Below are 14,392 nucleotides of genomic sequence, written 5' to 3'. Positions count from 1 at the left end.
ACAGTTACCACGGAGTTCAGAATGGGGCGAGTATGCAATTCCCGAGTATTTAAGTCAACTTTAAGACCTAGTACTTTAGTCAGGATTACCCGCAAAAGAGCGCGCGAATGATAGCAGGCTCTGCGGCCTAATGGCACACCGGTTGACGGATGCCTGTGTAGGAGCTGCCGAAGGCTGCGATCTTTTGATCTTATGAAAGGCAAGATCAGAAGATCGCAGCCTTCGGCAGCTCCTACAGGGGGCGTTAGCTGGCCTTGGACTCGTCTTTGCCTTTGACGCAGGCGAAGTCTTCTTCACGCAGCTCAGGCAGATCTTTCGCACAGTAATTGCTGCCCAGATCCTTCAGCGCGCCGCACATCCCTTCCAGCCGTCCGTCCACCGCTTGCAGGTGATCGAGCAACTGACCGATGGCGCGCGCCACCGGGTCAGGCATGTCTTCGCTGACGCCGTAGGCATCGAAACCGATCTTCTCGGCCATGGCCTTGCGCTTGGCATCCTGCTCTTCGTCGGACTTGACGATGATGCGTCCAGGAATACCGACAACAGTGGCGCCCGGCGGTACTTCCTTGGTCACCACGGCATTGGAACCAACCTTGGCACCGGCGCCGACGGTGAACGGACCAAGCACCTTGGCGCCCGCACCGACAACCACACCATCACCCAACGTCGGGTGGCGTTTGCCTTTGTTCCAGCTTGTGCCACCCAGGGTCACGCCCTGATAAATGGTCACGTCATCGCCAATCTCGGCGGTTTCACCAATAACGATGCCCATGCCGTGGTCGATAAAGAAGCGTCGACCGACCTTGGCGCCCGGATGAATCTCGATCCCGGTCAACCAGCGACCGAAGTTCGACACCAGCCGCGCCAGCCATTTCAGTTCGTTGCGCCACAGCATGCCGGCCAATCGATGAATCCAGATCGCATGCATGCCGGGGTAGCAGGTCAGGACTTCAAAAGCGTTACGCGCCGCCGGGTCTCGATGGAATACGCTCTGGATATCTTCACGCAAACGCTCAAACATCATTTAGTCCTTCCGCTTAAGAAGCTCGCCACGGGCCGCCTTCTGGGTTTCCGTGAGGATGCCACGCAAAATATTCATTTCCGCCCGACTCACCGAGCTGCGTCCGTACAACCGGCGCAGGCGCGCCATCAAGTGCCGCGGCTTTTCCGGATCGAGGAATTCGATGGCGACCAGCGTCTGCTCCAGATGCTCATAGAATCGCTCCAGCTCATCCATGGTCGCCAGCTCGGCACTTTTCACCGAAGCCACTTCTTCTTTCTCGATCTTGCTCGGCTGACCTTGCGCTGCCAGCCAGGCCATGCGCACTTCGTAGCTCAACACCTGCACCGCCGCGCCAAGGTTCAGCGAACTGAACTCAGGGTCGGAGGGGATGTGCACGTGAAAGTGACATCGCTGCAGCTCTTCATTGGTCAGACCGGAATCTTCGCGACCGAACACCAGGGCGATTTCAGCGCCCTGCCCGGCTTCCTCGACCACTTTGGTGCCGCACTCGCGCGGATCCAGCAGCGGCCAAGGAATACGCCGGTCACGGGCGCTGGTGCCGAGCACCAGATTGCAGCCGACCAAGGCGTCTTCCAAAGTGGCGACGACTTGCGCATTTTCAAGGATGTCACCGGCACCGGAAGCACGAGCGTCGGCTTCGTGGTGCGGGAAGACCCGCGGTTCGACCAGCACCAGTCGCGACAGACCCATGTTTTTCATGGCGCGCGCGGCCCCGCCGATGTTGCCGGGGTGGCTGGTATTGACCAGGACGACACGAATGTTCTGCAGCAAGGGAGGCGCTCTCGGACACAGGAAAGGGGTGCAAATCTTACAGAACAGCCTACCGTTAAGCTATGAAAGCGAACAGCGTCCTTCACCTGAAGAAAAGTTCTGATAGAATGCGCGGCTTTCTTTAACAACCTTAGGTGACACATCCATGCAGCCCATGCTGAATATCGCGCTGCGCGCCGCCCGCAGCGCCAGTGAACTGATCTTCCGCTCCATCGAGCGCCTGGATACCATCAAGGTCGACGAAAAAGACGCCAAGGATTATGTATCCGAGGTCGATCGCGCCGCTGAACAGAAAATCATCGACGCCCTGCGCAAGGCTTACCCGAATCACTCGATCCAGGGTGAAGAGACCGGCCTGCACGCCGGTACCGGCATCGAAGGCGAAGAGTACCTGTGGATCATCGATCCACTGGACGGCACCACTAACTTCCTGCGTGGCATTCCGCACTTCGCTGTCAGCATCGCCTGCAAATACCGCGGTCGCCTGGAACACGCGGTGGTTCTGGACCCGGTTCGTCAGGAAGAATTCACCGCCAGCCGTGGTCGCGGCGCTCAACTGAACGGTCGTCGCCTGCGCGTCAGCGGTCGCACCAGCCTCGACGGCGCCCTGCTGGGTACCGGTTTCCCGTTCCGTGACGATCAGATGGACAACCTCGACAACTACCTGGGCATGTTCCGCGCCCTGGTTGGCCAGACTGCCGGCATCCGCCGCGCCGGTTCGGCGAGCCTGGACCTGGCGTATGTTGCTGCCGGTCGTTTCGACGCGTTCTGGGAATCGGGTCTGTCCGAGTGGGACATGGCTGCAGGCGCCCTGCTGATTCAAGAAGCCGGCGGCCTGGTGAGCGACTTCACCGGCGGTCACGACTTCCTTGAAAAAGGCCATATCGTTGCCGGCAACACCAAATGCTTCAAGGCAGTCCTGACGGCGATCCAGCCGCACCTGCCGGCTTCGCTGAAGCGCTAAGCGTCACGCGAAACGAAAAAAGCACCCTTCGGGGTGCTTTTTTTATGCCTGGAATTCGTCACCTGCCACACCACGGGACCAATGCAGGAGTGAGCCTGCTCGCGATAGCGGTGTATCAGCCACCACCTGCATTGAATGATGAATAGCTATCGCGAGCAGGCTCACTCCTACAGGGGATTTGTTGTGCAGCCTAAATGGCGGGCACAAAAAAGCACCCCGCAGGGTGCTTCTTGTTAAAACAGTCGCTCTTTACTGAGCCGGCTCATTCTGCGACAGAATCAGCTTGCCTTCCTTGTCGACCGGAATCTGGTTGCCCGGATCGCGATCCATCCGCACCTTGCCTTCCTTGCCATCGAGCGAGTAACGCACGTCGTAACCGACGACTTTGTCGCTGATGTCATTGACTGTGTTGCAGCGGGTTTGCGTGGTGGTGTAGGTGTCACGCTCCTGCATGCCTTCCTGCACCTTGTTACCCGCATAACCGCCACCGACCGCACCGGCTACCGTGGCAATTTTCTTGCCGGTGCCGCCGCCAATCTGATTACCCAGCAAACCACCTGCCAGCGCACCGACGACGGTACCGGCAATCTGGTGTTGATCTTTTACCGGTGCCTGACGAGTCACTGTCACGTCCTTGCACACTTCACGTGGAGTCTTGATCTGTGTTTTAACCGGTTCAACGGCCAATACTTGCGCATACTCAGGGCCGCTTTTAACCAGGCTGTAGGTGGCAACAGCACCCCCGGCAGTCACACCGACAGCACCCAATACCGCACCAACCAGCAACGACTTGTTCACATGAACCTCCTGACCATCACATGCGGGACGCGCCCGCGCTTCTCCCAGCCTTGGAGCATAAAAAAAGGCGCGAGTTCAACTCGCGCCTTTCTTGGGCTGACAGCCGGGAAAACGATGGCCGTTATGGACGGTCGTCGACTTCCTTCTCGGTGTTGGCCGGAGGAATCAGATCCTCGGTGGTCAGGTTCAGCCAGATCAGCACCACGTTAGCGATGTAGATCGACGAGTAGGTACCCGCCAGAACACCGATAAACAGCGCGATCGAGAAGCCGAACAGGTTGTCACCGCCGAAGAACAGCAGAGCAGCGATCGCCAGCAAGGTGGAGATCGACGTCGCCATGGTGCGCAGCAGGGTTTGCGTGGTCGAGATGTTGATGTTCTCGATCAGCGTTGCCTTGCGCAGCACACGGAAGTTCTCACGAACCCGGTCGAATACCACGATGGTGTCGTTCAGCGAGTAGCCGATGATCGCCAACACCGCCGCCAGTACGGTCAGATCGAAAGTGATCTGGAAGTACGACAGGATACCAATGGTGACGATCACGTCGTGGATCAGCGAAACGATGGCGCCGACCGCGAACTTCCACTGAAAGCGGAAAGCCAGGTAGATCAGGATGCCGCCGAGCGCCAGCAGCATGCCGAGGCCGCCCTGGTCGCGCAGCTCTTCACCGACCTGCGGGCCGACGAACTCGACACGCTTGACCGTTGCCGGGTTGTCGCCGCCGACCTTCAGCAGCGCTTCCGCCACCTGATGGCCCAGTTGCGGGTCTTCACCAGGCATCCGCACCAGCAGATCGGTAGTCGCACCGAAGCTCTGCACGATTGCTTCGTGGTAACCCGACGTCGCCAGCTGCTCACGCACCTTGGTAACGTCGGCCGGACGCTCGTAGGTCAGCTCGATGAGCGTACCGCCGGTGAAGTCCAGGCCCCAGTTCATGCCCTTGGTAGCGACACTGAACATAGCCAGCAACGTGAGAAACACTGTGACGCCGAACGCGAAGTTGCGAACGCCCATGAAGTTGATTGTACGTAACATGGCAGCCCCTTAAATCCACAACTTCTTGAAGTCACGTCCGCCAAAGATCAGGTTGACCATTGCGCGGGTCACCATGATGGCCGTGAACATCGAGGTAAAGATCCCGAGGGACATGGTCACTGCGAAACCTTTGACCGGGCCGGTGCCCATGGCAAAGAGAATCCCGCCGACCAACAAGGTGGTCAGGTTGGCGTCGAGAATCGCGGTGAATGCCCGGCCGAAGCCTTCGTTGATTGCACGCTGCACGGTCATGCCGGCGGCGATCTCTTCACGAATCCGCGAGAAGATCAGCACGTTGGCGTCGACCGCCATACCCATGGTCAGCACGATACCGGCGATACCCGGCAGGGTCAGCGTTGCACCCAGCAGCGACATCAGGGCCAGCAGCAGCACCATGTTCACCGCCAAAGCAACGGTAGCGATGATGCCGAAGAAGCGGTAGATGGCGATGATGAACAGCGACACGAACAACATGCCCCACAGCGACGCATCGATACCTTTGGTGATGTTGTCAGCACCCAGGCTCGGGCCGATGGTGCGCTCTTCAGCGAAGTACATCGGTGCGGCCAGACCACCGGCACGCAGCAGCAGCGCCAGTTCGGACGACTCGCCCTGACCGTTCAGGCCAGTAATGCGGAACTGAGCACCCAGCGGCGACTGAATGGTCGCCAGGCTGATGATCTTCTTCTCTTCTTTGAACGTTTGCACCGCGACGTCTTTCTCGACGCCATCGACCACTTGCTTGGTGTAAGTGGTGACCGGACGCTGTTCGATGAAGATCACCGCCATGCTGCGACCGACGTTCGAACGAGTAGCGCGGCTCATCAGCTCACCACCGTGACCATCCAGACGGATGTTCACTTCAGGCGTGCCGTGCTCGCCGAAGCCGGCCTTGGCATCGGTAACCTGGTCACCGGTGATGATCAGACCACGTTCGATCTGTGCTGGCGGACGATTGCCCTCACGGAACTCGAAGGTTTCGGAGGTGGCTTTCGAAGCACCCGGCTCAGCAGCCAGACGGAACTCAAGGTTGGCCGTCTTGCCGAGAATACGCTTGGCTTCGGCAGTGTCCTGCACGCCCGGCAGCTCAACCACGATGCGGTTGGCGCCCTGACGCTGAACGATCGGTTCGGCAACACCCAGCTCGTTGACGCGGTTACGTACCGTGGTCAAGTTCTGCTTGATGGAGTATTCACGGATTTCCGCCAGCTTGGCCGGGGTCATCGCCAGACGCAGCACCGGTTGACCGTTGAGGTCGGCCGGAACAATGTCGAAATCGTTGAAGTTCTTGCGGATCAGTGCACGAGCCTGTTCACGGGAATCTTCATCGCTGAAGCCCAACTGAATGGCACCGCCCAGTTGCGGCAGGCTGCGATAGCGCAGCTTCTCTTTACGCAGCAGGCTCTTGACGTCGCCTTCGTAAACTTTCAGGCGTGCATCGAGGGCTTTGTCCATGTCCACTTCCAGCAGGAAGTGCACACCACCGGACAAGTCCAGACCCAGCTTCATCGGGTGCGCGCCCAGATTGCGCAGCCATTGCGGGGTGGTCTGTGCCAGGTTCAGCGCGACGACGTAGTCATCACCCAACGCCTTGCGCACAACGTCTTTGGCCGGCAGCTGGTCTTCAGCCTTGCTCAGACGGATCAGACCGCCCTTGCCGTTGGCGGCCAGCGTGGCTGCCTTGACGTTGATCCCGGACTCCTTGAGCGCAGTGCTCACACGATCCAGATCAGCCTGATTGACTTGCAGCGCAGTGCTTGCACCGCTGACCTGAATGGCCGGGTCATCGGGGTATAGATTCGGAGCGGAATAAATCAGACCGATCGCCAGCACCGCCAGGATCAGAATGTATTTCCACAGAGGATATTTGTTCAGCATCACGCCGCCCGTTATGAACGCGGGGCGCCTTGCGCGCCCCGTCGATTGAGTAGAAGTTGTTGCTTCAGATCGCTTTCAGCGTGCCTTTTGGCAGCGTGGCGGCGATGGCGCCTTTCTGGAACTTCATTTCCACGGTGTCGGAAACTTCCAGAACCACGAAGTCATCGGCCACTTTGGTGATCTTGCCAGCGATGCCGCCGGTGGTGACCACTTCGTCGCCCTTCTGCAGGCTGCTCAGCAGGTTCTTCTGCTCTTTGGCGCGCTTGGCCTGTGGACGCCAGATCATCAGGTAGAAGATGACCAGGAAGCCGACCAGGAAAATCCACTCGAAACCGCCGCCCATTGGGCCGGCAGCAGCCGGTGCAGCCGCGTCAGCCATGGCGTTAGAGATAAAAAAGCTCATTTAGCACTCCAGTTGCAAATGTTGAATCTTGGGGTCAGAAAACTCAGTCCAAAGGCGGAACGGGGAGCCCGCGTTTGGCGTAGAAGGCATCGACAAAGGCGGCCAATGTACCCTGTTGAATAGCCTCGCGCAAACCAGCCATCAGCACCTGATAATGGCGCAAGTTATGGATGGTATTGAGCATGCTTCCCAGCATTTCGCCGCACTTGTCCAGGTGATGCAGATAAGCGCGGGAGAAGTTCTGGCAGGTATAGCAATCGCAGGTCGGATCCAGCGGCGATTCATCATGGCGATGGAACGCGTTACGGATCTTCAGCACGCCTGTATCAATGAACAGATGCCCATTGCGGGCATTACGGGTTGGCATCACGCAATCGAACATGTCCACACCGCGGCGCACACCCTCAACCAGATCTTCCGGTTTGCCAACGCCCATAAGGTAACGAGGTTTGTCAGCCGGCATCATGCCCGGCAGATAATCCAAAACTTTGATCATCTCGTGCTTCGGCTCGCCCACCGACAGACCACCAATGGCCAGGCCATCGAAACCGATCTTGTCGAGGCCTTCCAGCGAGCGCATGCGCAGATCCTGGTGCATGCCGCCCTGAACGATGCCGAACAATGCAGCGGTGTTTTCACCGTGAGCATTTTTCGAGCGCTGAGCCCAGCGCAGCGACAATTCCATCGATACGCGCGCGACGTCTTCATCAGCAGGATACGGCGTGCATTCATCGAAAATCATCACGATGTCGGAACCGAGATCGCGCTGCACCTGCATCGATTCTTCCGGGCCCATGAACACTTTGGCGCCGTCGACCGGGGAGGCGAAGGTCACGCCCTCCTCCTTGATTTTGCGCATCGCGCCGAGGCTGAACACCTGAAAACCACCGGAGTCGGTGAGGATCGGGCCTTTCCACTGCATGAAATCGTGCAGGTCGCCGTGTTCCTTGATCACTTGGGTGCCAGGGCGCAGCCACAGGTGGAAGGTGTTGCCGAGAATGATTTCTGCGCCGGTGGCAACGATGTCACGCGGCAACATGCCCTTGACCGTGCCGTAAGTGCCCACCGGCATGAACGCCGGGGTCTCGACGGTGCCACGCGGGAAGGTCAGACGACCACGTCGGGCCTTGCCATCGGTGGCCAGAAGTTCAAAGGACATGCGACATTCGCGACTCATTCTGTTTCCTCTGGGCCGGTTTCTTTAGGGGCAGTAGGTGCGGGATTACGGGTGATGAACATCGCATCACCGTAGCTGAAAAAGCGGTAACCGTTGTCGACGGCGGCCTTGTAGGCGGCCATGGTCTCGGGATAACCGGCAAATGCCGAAACCAGCATTAACAGCGTGGATTCAGGCAAATGGAAATTGGTCACCAGGGCATCGACCACATGGAACGGCCGGCCCGGGAAGATAAAGATATCGGTGTCGCCACTGAACGGCTTGAGCACGCCATCGCGCGCGGCGCTTTCCAGCGAGCGCACGCTGGTGGTGCCGACGGCAATCACCCGACCACCACGCGCACGGCATGCCGCGACCGCATCAACCACATCCTGGCCGACTTCCAGCCACTCGGTGTGCATGTGGTGATCTTCAAGCTTCTCGACGCGCACCGGCTGGAACGTCCCCGCGCCCACGTGCAGCGTAACGAACGTGGTCTCGACGCCCTTGGCCGCAATTGCTTCCATCAGCGACTGATCGAAATGCAGCCCGGCGGTCGGCGCCGCCACCGCACCGAGTTTCTCGGCGTACACGGTCTGATAACGCTCGCGATCCGAGCCTTCGTCCGGGCGGTCTATATAAGGAGGCAACGGCATGTGCCCGACGCGATCGAGCAGGGGCAGCACTTCTTCCGCGAAGCCCAGTTCAAACAACGCATCGTGACGCGCAAGCATTTCTGCCTCGCCACCGCCATCGATAAGAATCTTCGAACCCGGCTTCGGCGACTTGCTGGAACGCACATGGGCCAGCACGCGATGCGTATCGAGCACCCGCTCAACGAGGATTTCCAGCTTGCCGCCCGAGGCTTTCTGCCCGAACAGCCGCGCCGGAATCACCCGGGTATTGTTGAACACCATCAAATCGCCTGGGCGCAAATGCTCAAGCAAATCAGTGAATTGACGGTGTGCGAGGGCGCCGCTCGGCCCGTCAAGGGTCAGCAGGCGACTACCGCGACGCTCGGCCAAAGGGTGGCGGGCGATCAGCGAATCAGGGAGCTCGAAAGTAAAGTCAGCAACGCGCATGATGGGGTTCGTCTAGCAGGGCCGGAAAGTCTAGCGGAAATATCGAAAATTCTCTATGTACCTGATTGACCGACGGTAATCTCATCTCTATACTTCGCCGCCATTGAGCCCTGATGGCGGAATTGGTAGACGCGGCGGATTCAAAATCCGTTTTCGAAAGGAGTGGGAGTTCGAGTCTCCCTCGGGGCACCAAAATTAAGAAAGGTCTTGCTTAGCAAGGCCTTTTTTTTCGTCTGCTGGAAAGTGCCGCTGGCCGTCCCGCGAGATCCCACAAAGGTCACCCCATGGAAACGTCACTGGAAACAGTCGCCCTTTTCTCCCTCAAACTCGCTTACGAGGAAGAAGGCCTTAGCCCGATTTTGCGGGACGACATGGTCATGGGTGATTACCAGAAAGACATTTTCGAACTATTGGTGCGGCGTGGGGATGTCGAGACCATTCAGTTCAAGTTGAATGAATGCCTGGGCTTGGCGATGGACGCCTTGGGCGGTGTCGAGAAACCGCTGGGGCGCGAGTTGCAGAAGTTGTCAGCCGAGTTCAGCGAGGCGCGTTCGCTGGAGCAGCTGGATCAGCCGCTCCTCGCGCTCAAGGGCTATTTGAAAGACATCTTGTAATGGGCTGAGGCGTTACAGCAGATGCTTGGAGATGTACTTGGAAATCTCCACCATCGACGTCTTCCCGGTGAATTCGAACTTCACTTTCCCCAGTGACGAGAAGTAAATCTCCAACTCCGAATCCAGATCGAAGGTGCCAGAGGTTTCCACGGAGTAGGCGACGATGTTCTTGTACGGCAAGGAAGTGAAATCCTTCTTGCTGCCGGTAATGCCCTGAACGTTGACGGCGATGATGCGTTTGTTGGTAAACACCACGCCGTCACGCATGGCCTTGTAAGAGTCGATCACTTCTTCACCGTCCAGCAACAGCGCGCTTACGCGTTCGGCGTACTCATCGTTCTGCTTGAGTTTGAAGAAGCCTTTGTTGTTGAAGTCGATCATCTGTCCATCCTCATATTCAAGAAAACATCCCGGTATTTCTTTGGTTCAACGACGGGCTTTCAACACGCGGATATCGATTGGGAACCCGTCGGCGCCGACAAGTTTTTTCCAGCCCAGATACTGAAACTCGCCCTTCTCATCAATGTAATCACCCTTCTCCACCGATCGGCCACCAACCACCGCGACGCGCTTCACTTCGCCACAGCCGCCGTCTGAAGGCCGTACCGTATAGATCACATACGGCTTCACGTATTGCGTGGCGCGGAAGTATTGGCCGCAGATTTCGTCGACGGTGATCAGCATGGTTTTCAGGCGTGCTTCGCCGTCGGTGTCTTCGTGCAGTTTCAGGAAAGATATATCACCGACGTCGCTGTAGCCGAGGGCGCGGGCGCGTTGGTATTCGGGGGAGTTCTGGTGGGCAATGCGGCCCTCCTCCGCGGCACCTTGCATTTTTGCGGCGAACTCGGCTTTGCCTTGGGCGATCATCGCTTCAGCCTGGCCCGCTACGTTTTCGCATTGCGCAAATTCCCGGGAGCCGAGGTGATTGGGCGTCAGGTTCGAGCGGTGTTCATTCATGGTTCGCAGGTTGCTTTCCAGCGCGAACATCACGTCGTAGGCGGTGGTGCGGCCGCTTTGCACGTCGGCCATTTTCTCCAGCACGCGCTGGCAGTTACCGGCGTAGTACTTCCAGCTGTTTTCCGGATGCTCTTGCACGGCGGCGAATGCTGGGGCCATTGCAGCGGTGAGTGTGATTGCGCAGAGCAAGCGCAAACAGTGGGTACTGACTGGCATGGGTAGTCCGTTACGGAGATGGGCAGTGGCGCGACGCTACTATTTTGCTATCTTGCCGTCCACTGCCAGTAACGAGGTCGCCAACACCTCGGTGGAGTCAATTTTCAGAGGGAGAAACACCTTGATGGCCGTGTTGTACTTTTTCGTCTGGGGAGCCGTTTGGGCTTGGGTCGTGCAGACTCGTGGTGCCTGGAACCTGATCCTCGCCAACCTGGCGGGTGCCGCCAGCGGCTTCATCGTAGCGATGATTTTTTCGGTGATCTGTGCAGGCCTTTTCCCGGCGCACGTGCCTCCTGCAACTGAGAACCTGGCCAGTAGCGTGTTGCAAATGATCACCACGTTCGGCGTGCTGGCGGGTGTCTGGATGTGGCTGGTCAGGCGTCCTCGGCCAGAGCATCCGTTGGCCCGGCAACTTTTCGCCGGTATCTGTGGGCTGGCTGCGGGTGTGACGACGCTGGCGTTTTTCGCGCTTAATTTTCACTGAGCACCGCTATCGTCACTGCCATTTCACGTCTGTTTTGTTATCTTGCCGGCCATTCTCAGCGTTCACCTTGGGCGTGCGTTGATTTCAGGTTTGGAAGGTTTAAGGAAAGGATCAAATGGAGTTTCTGCGTTTTCTGGCGATTGTCGCGGTTTGGGGGTTCATGTGGCGCTGGGTGGTCAAGAACCGTGGCAGCTGGAATATTTTCTACGGCAACATCGTTGGCGCAGCGGGCGGCTTCATTGTCGCGATGGTGGTGCTGTCGATCACGTTGTCGCTGTTTCCGTCGGCCGCGCCGAGGACAACGCAGAGCAGCGAGACGCAGAGCGCCGCGGCGGCACTCATGCCTGAATTAGAAAAGGCAATGGAGCCCATGGCTGCGATCGCGTCCTCACCTGAGAACTCCGACAACCTTACGACCTATGTCGCCAGCGAACCACAGAACGAGCCTTCGCCGCCCGAGTCCGCACTTCTACCGAACTACAGCCAGCGCCTGACCGCATTAATCCAGGAGAAGAACTTCAAGGACAACGTGCGCAACGATTTTGAAGTTTCGCGCCGACTGGCCGGCAACCATCCGGACGCGGACAGATCCCTGATGGCGTTCATGATTTGCGACCCTATTATCAAAAGTGCCATGCGTTTTTCAGCGTCGACAGCGATCGCCAGCGCCAAGAGCGCGAGCAGCCAACGGTTCAAGGATCAGACCTATACCATCAGCAGCACCGTCACCGCTCTGAACATGTTGGGCGACCATGTCAGCTACAGTTCTGACTGTTCCGTTCAGCAAGTAGACGGCAAAGATACTGACAAAGCCGCGTGGCGACTGCTCGATCTGAAGCTGAAGAAGATCGATTCTTAAGCCTCATTTAAGGGATCAAGGCGCCGGCTGCGCTATCATCGCCGGCCTGTGCGCCTTGAGCTTTGCCCTCGATGTTTTCGACACCCGCTGACCTGATCCCGCTGCCTCCTGTCCTGGCCGGCCCGCTGTTGCGACGGCTGGAGCCAACGCGCGTGGTCATGTGGCTGGTCGGCACGCGGCCACTGGCGCTGACCTTACGCCTGCAAGGTGTAGGAGACATTCCTCTCGACGCCGGGAAATGCACCGTCATTCCGGTAGGTCGTCAGGCGTTTGTCCATCTCATCGATGTTGCTCTCAACAACGCCCTGCCCTGCGACACACGTATCGACTATGACCTGCTGATCGACAATGCAGAGGGCATCGCCGACTGGGCGGCGCATTTGCTGTACGGCGATGCAACCAGCCCGAACTTCGTCCTGCGCTCGCGGATCGATCAACTGCTGCATGGCTCTTGCCGCAAGCCGCATCACCCGGCGACGGATGGTTTGCTTTGCGTCGACCAATTGCTGGCGACGGAAACCGATCCGCAACAACGCCCCGCCCTGTTGATGATGAGCGGCGATCAGGTCTACGCCGACGACGTGGCCGGCCCGATGTTGCGGGCGATTCATGCCTTGATCGAACGCCTTGGCCTGTTCGACGAACACCTCGAAGGTGCCGTGGTCAGCGACAGCGCCAAGCTCTACAAACACCCGGCCAGTTACTACCACCGTGCGGATTTGTTACCGGCGCTGGAAAGCAACGAGACATTGCGCGAGCGATTTTTCGGCGGTGCGCGTAAGCCGATTTTCACCAGCAGCAGTGCTGACAATCATCTGGTGACGTTCGCCGAAGTCATGGCGATGTACTTGCTGGTATGGTCGCCGACGGCCTGGTCGCTGATCGATCCGCAAGCGCCCGAACTGACGCCCGAACGCCTCAAGCGCTACACCCTCGAACAGACTCGCATCGACGCGTTCAAGGCTGGATTGGACAAGGTCGCCCGCGCGCTGGCGCATCTGCCGAGCCTGATGATTTTCGATGATCACGACATCACCGATGACTGGAACCTGTCCGCGCAATGGGAGGAAACGGCCTACGGCCATCCGTTCTCCAAACGCATCATCGGCAACGCGTTGATCGCCTATATGTTGTGTCAGGGCTGGGGCAATAATCCCGACGTGTTCAAGGACGTGTTGGAGAAAACTGCGCAATTGAGCGCCAGTGGTGGTGATCAGTATCTCGACAGCCCGGTGCAGGACGGTTTGATCGATGACCTGCTGCGCTTTCAGCATTGGCATTTCGTACTGCCAACCAGTCCGGCGCTGGTAGTCATCGACACGCGCACCCGACGCTGGCGCAGTGAGATGGCGCTCAAACAACCGTCGGGCCTGCTCGATTGGGAGGCGCTGAGCGAACTGCAACAGGAACTGCTCGATCACCCGTCAGCGATCATCGTTTCTCCGGCGCCGATCTTCGGCGTGAAGCTGATTGAAACCGTGCAGAAGGTTTTCAGTTGGTGCGGTTATCCGCTGCTGGTCGACGCGGAAAACTGGATGGCCCATCGCGGTGCCGCGCAAGTGATCCTGAATATTTTCCGCCACTCGCGCACACCGGGTAACTACGTGGTGCTGTCCGGCGATGTGCATTATTCCTTCGTCTACGAAGTGCTTATCCGTCACCGCAAGGCCGGGCCGCGAATCTGGCAGATCACCAGCAGCGGGATCAAGAACGAGTTTCCGAAAAGCCTGCTGGAATGGTTCGACCGCCTCAACCGCTGGCTCTACTCGCCACGCTCACCGTTGAACTGGTTTACCAAACGCCGCCGCATGCGCATCGTGCCCTACACGCCGGAACATGCTGAGGCAGGTGAACGCTTATGGAATTCGGCGGGGATCGGTCAGGTGTTTTTCAATGAACAGGGGCAGCCGCGCGAGATCATTCAGCACAATTCGAATGGCAAGGCGAAGACACGGATGCTGGCGCCGGATCTGGCGGATTATCCGGACTAGCCACAAGTTTTTTCCTACATTGGAAATACCAGATCCCGACAACGCGGCGGTTTCTCACTGCCCGAGACAGTGGACAAGGATTACAGACGTCTCAGAAACGTCTCCAGGGTTCTTAAGTGATACTGAACGTGCTCGCAGCAACCCTTCTGCGAAACAACC

Annotated in this window: 15 protein-coding genes and 1 tRNA gene; 6 read left to right on the top strand and 10 right to left on the bottom strand. The window is 58.3% G+C overall.

The genetic code is table 11. From position 1 onward, the window contains the following. Positions 1-244: 244 nt before the first annotated feature. On the bottom strand, positions 245-1,021 hold the full coding sequence (gene cysE / locus ACM6JQ_RS01840) for a serine O-acetyltransferase (protein WP_007916901.1): 777 nt from the start codon (positions 1,019-1,021) through the stop codon (positions 245-247). A gap of 3 nt (positions 1,022-1,024) precedes the next feature. Continuing rightward, entirely contained in the window at positions 1,025-1,795 is a 771-nt protein-coding gene (gene trmJ / locus ACM6JQ_RS01835) for a tRNA (cytosine(32)/uridine(32)-2'-O)-methyltransferase TrmJ (protein ID WP_007916903.1), read from the bottom strand. 145 nt (positions 1,796-1,940) lie between these two features. Here trmJ and suhB point away from each other — a divergent pair, with 145 nt between their 5' ends. Further along, complete coding sequence (gene suhB / locus ACM6JQ_RS01830) at positions 1,941-2,759, top strand: inositol-phosphate phosphatase (protein WP_016773320.1); 819 nt, start codon at positions 1,941-1,943, stop codon at positions 2,757-2,759. Between the two features lie 249 nt (positions 2,760-3,008). Here suhB and ACM6JQ_RS01825 read toward each other — a convergent pair whose 3' ends face one another. From ACM6JQ_RS01825 to queA, 6 genes are all read right to left on the bottom strand, one after another. Beyond that, the gene (locus tag ACM6JQ_RS01825; RefSeq protein ID WP_007916907.1) at positions 3,009-3,557 is read right to left on the bottom strand and encodes a glycine zipper 2TM domain-containing protein; all 549 of its coding nucleotides are present in this window, start codon (positions 3,555-3,557) and stop codon (positions 3,009-3,011) included. A gap of 121 nt (positions 3,558-3,678) precedes the next feature. Further along, positions 3,679-4,593: a protein translocase subunit SecF gene (secF, locus tag ACM6JQ_RS01820; protein ID WP_007916909.1), complete on the bottom strand. Its 915-nt coding sequence runs from the start codon at positions 4,591-4,593 to the stop codon at positions 3,679-3,681. 9 nt (positions 4,594-4,602) lie between these two features. Continuing rightward, positions 4,603-6,471, bottom strand: coding sequence for a protein translocase subunit SecD (gene secD / locus ACM6JQ_RS01815; protein WP_007916911.1), 1,869 nt, complete (start codon positions 6,469-6,471; stop codon positions 4,603-4,605). Positions 6,472-6,535: 64 nt separating this feature from the next. Then, a complete protein-coding gene (yajC, locus tag ACM6JQ_RS01810; protein ID WP_007916913.1) occupies positions 6,536-6,874 on the bottom strand; it encodes a preprotein translocase subunit YajC in 339 nt (112 codons plus the stop codon). Positions 6,875-6,917: 43 nt separating this feature from the next. Beyond that, positions 6,918-8,033: a tRNA guanosine(34) transglycosylase Tgt gene (tgt, locus tag ACM6JQ_RS01805; protein WP_163004798.1), complete on the bottom strand. Its 1,116-nt coding sequence runs from the start codon at positions 8,031-8,033 to the stop codon at positions 6,918-6,920. Positions 8,034-8,047: 14 nt separating this feature from the next. Then, the gene (gene queA / locus ACM6JQ_RS01800) at positions 8,048-9,112 is read right to left on the bottom strand and encodes a tRNA preQ1(34) S-adenosylmethionine ribosyltransferase-isomerase QueA (protein ID WP_007916915.1); all 1,065 of its coding nucleotides are present in this window, start codon (positions 9,110-9,112) and stop codon (positions 8,048-8,050) included. A gap of 107 nt (positions 9,113-9,219) precedes the next feature. On the opposite strand from queA, the gene ACM6JQ_RS01795 reads away from it, so the two are divergent. Together ACM6JQ_RS01795 and ACM6JQ_RS01790 are read left to right on the top strand one after the other, a co-directional pair. After that, positions 9,220-9,304 (top strand) — tRNA-Leu (locus ACM6JQ_RS01795). A 92-nt stretch (positions 9,305-9,396) separates the two neighbouring features. Continuing rightward, the gene (locus ACM6JQ_RS01790) at positions 9,397-9,726 is read left to right on the top strand and encodes a hypothetical protein (protein ID WP_414893130.1); all 330 of its coding nucleotides are present in this window, start codon (positions 9,397-9,399) and stop codon (positions 9,724-9,726) included. Between the two features lie 12 nt (positions 9,727-9,738). Here ACM6JQ_RS01790 and ACM6JQ_RS01785 read toward each other — a convergent pair whose 3' ends face one another. Together ACM6JQ_RS01785 and ACM6JQ_RS01780 are read right to left on the bottom strand one after the other, a co-directional pair. Further along, positions 9,739-10,107: a PH domain-containing protein gene (locus ACM6JQ_RS01785; protein WP_034156100.1), complete on the bottom strand. Its 369-nt coding sequence runs from the start codon at positions 10,105-10,107 to the stop codon at positions 9,739-9,741. A gap of 45 nt (positions 10,108-10,152) precedes the next feature. After that, positions 10,153-10,899: a hypothetical protein gene (locus ACM6JQ_RS01780; RefSeq protein ID WP_095112385.1), complete on the bottom strand. Its 747-nt coding sequence runs from the start codon at positions 10,897-10,899 to the stop codon at positions 10,153-10,155. A gap of 25 nt (positions 10,900-10,924) precedes the next feature. Between ACM6JQ_RS01780 and ACM6JQ_RS01775 the strand changes: the two genes are divergently transcribed. The 3 genes from ACM6JQ_RS01775 to ACM6JQ_RS01765 all read left to right on the top strand — a co-directional run bounded on the left by ACM6JQ_RS01775 (position 10,925) and on the right by ACM6JQ_RS01765 (position 14,233). Then, the gene (locus tag ACM6JQ_RS01775) at positions 10,925-11,383 is read left to right on the top strand and encodes a hypothetical protein (RefSeq protein WP_256588353.1); all 459 of its coding nucleotides are present in this window, start codon (positions 10,925-10,927) and stop codon (positions 11,381-11,383) included. A gap of 115 nt (positions 11,384-11,498) precedes the next feature. After that, positions 11,499-12,242, top strand: a complete 744-nt coding sequence (locus ACM6JQ_RS01770) for a hypothetical protein (RefSeq protein ID WP_095112386.1) — start codon at positions 11,499-11,501, stop codon at positions 12,240-12,242. 71 nt (positions 12,243-12,313) lie between these two features. Then, positions 12,314-14,233, top strand: a complete 1,920-nt coding sequence (locus ACM6JQ_RS01765) for an alkaline phosphatase D family protein (RefSeq protein WP_414893129.1) — start codon at positions 12,314-12,316, stop codon at positions 14,231-14,233. The last annotated feature ends 159 nt before the right edge of the window (positions 14,234-14,392 follow it).

Origin of the sequence: Pseudomonas sp. IT-232MI5, assembly GCF_949767845.1 — a bacterium.
Lineage (GTDB): Bacteria > Pseudomonadota > Gammaproteobacteria > Pseudomonadales > Pseudomonadaceae > Aquipseudomonas.
The sequence above is the reverse complement of the archived record's forward strand: the minus strand, read 5'-3'. Positions and strand labels throughout refer to the sequence as shown.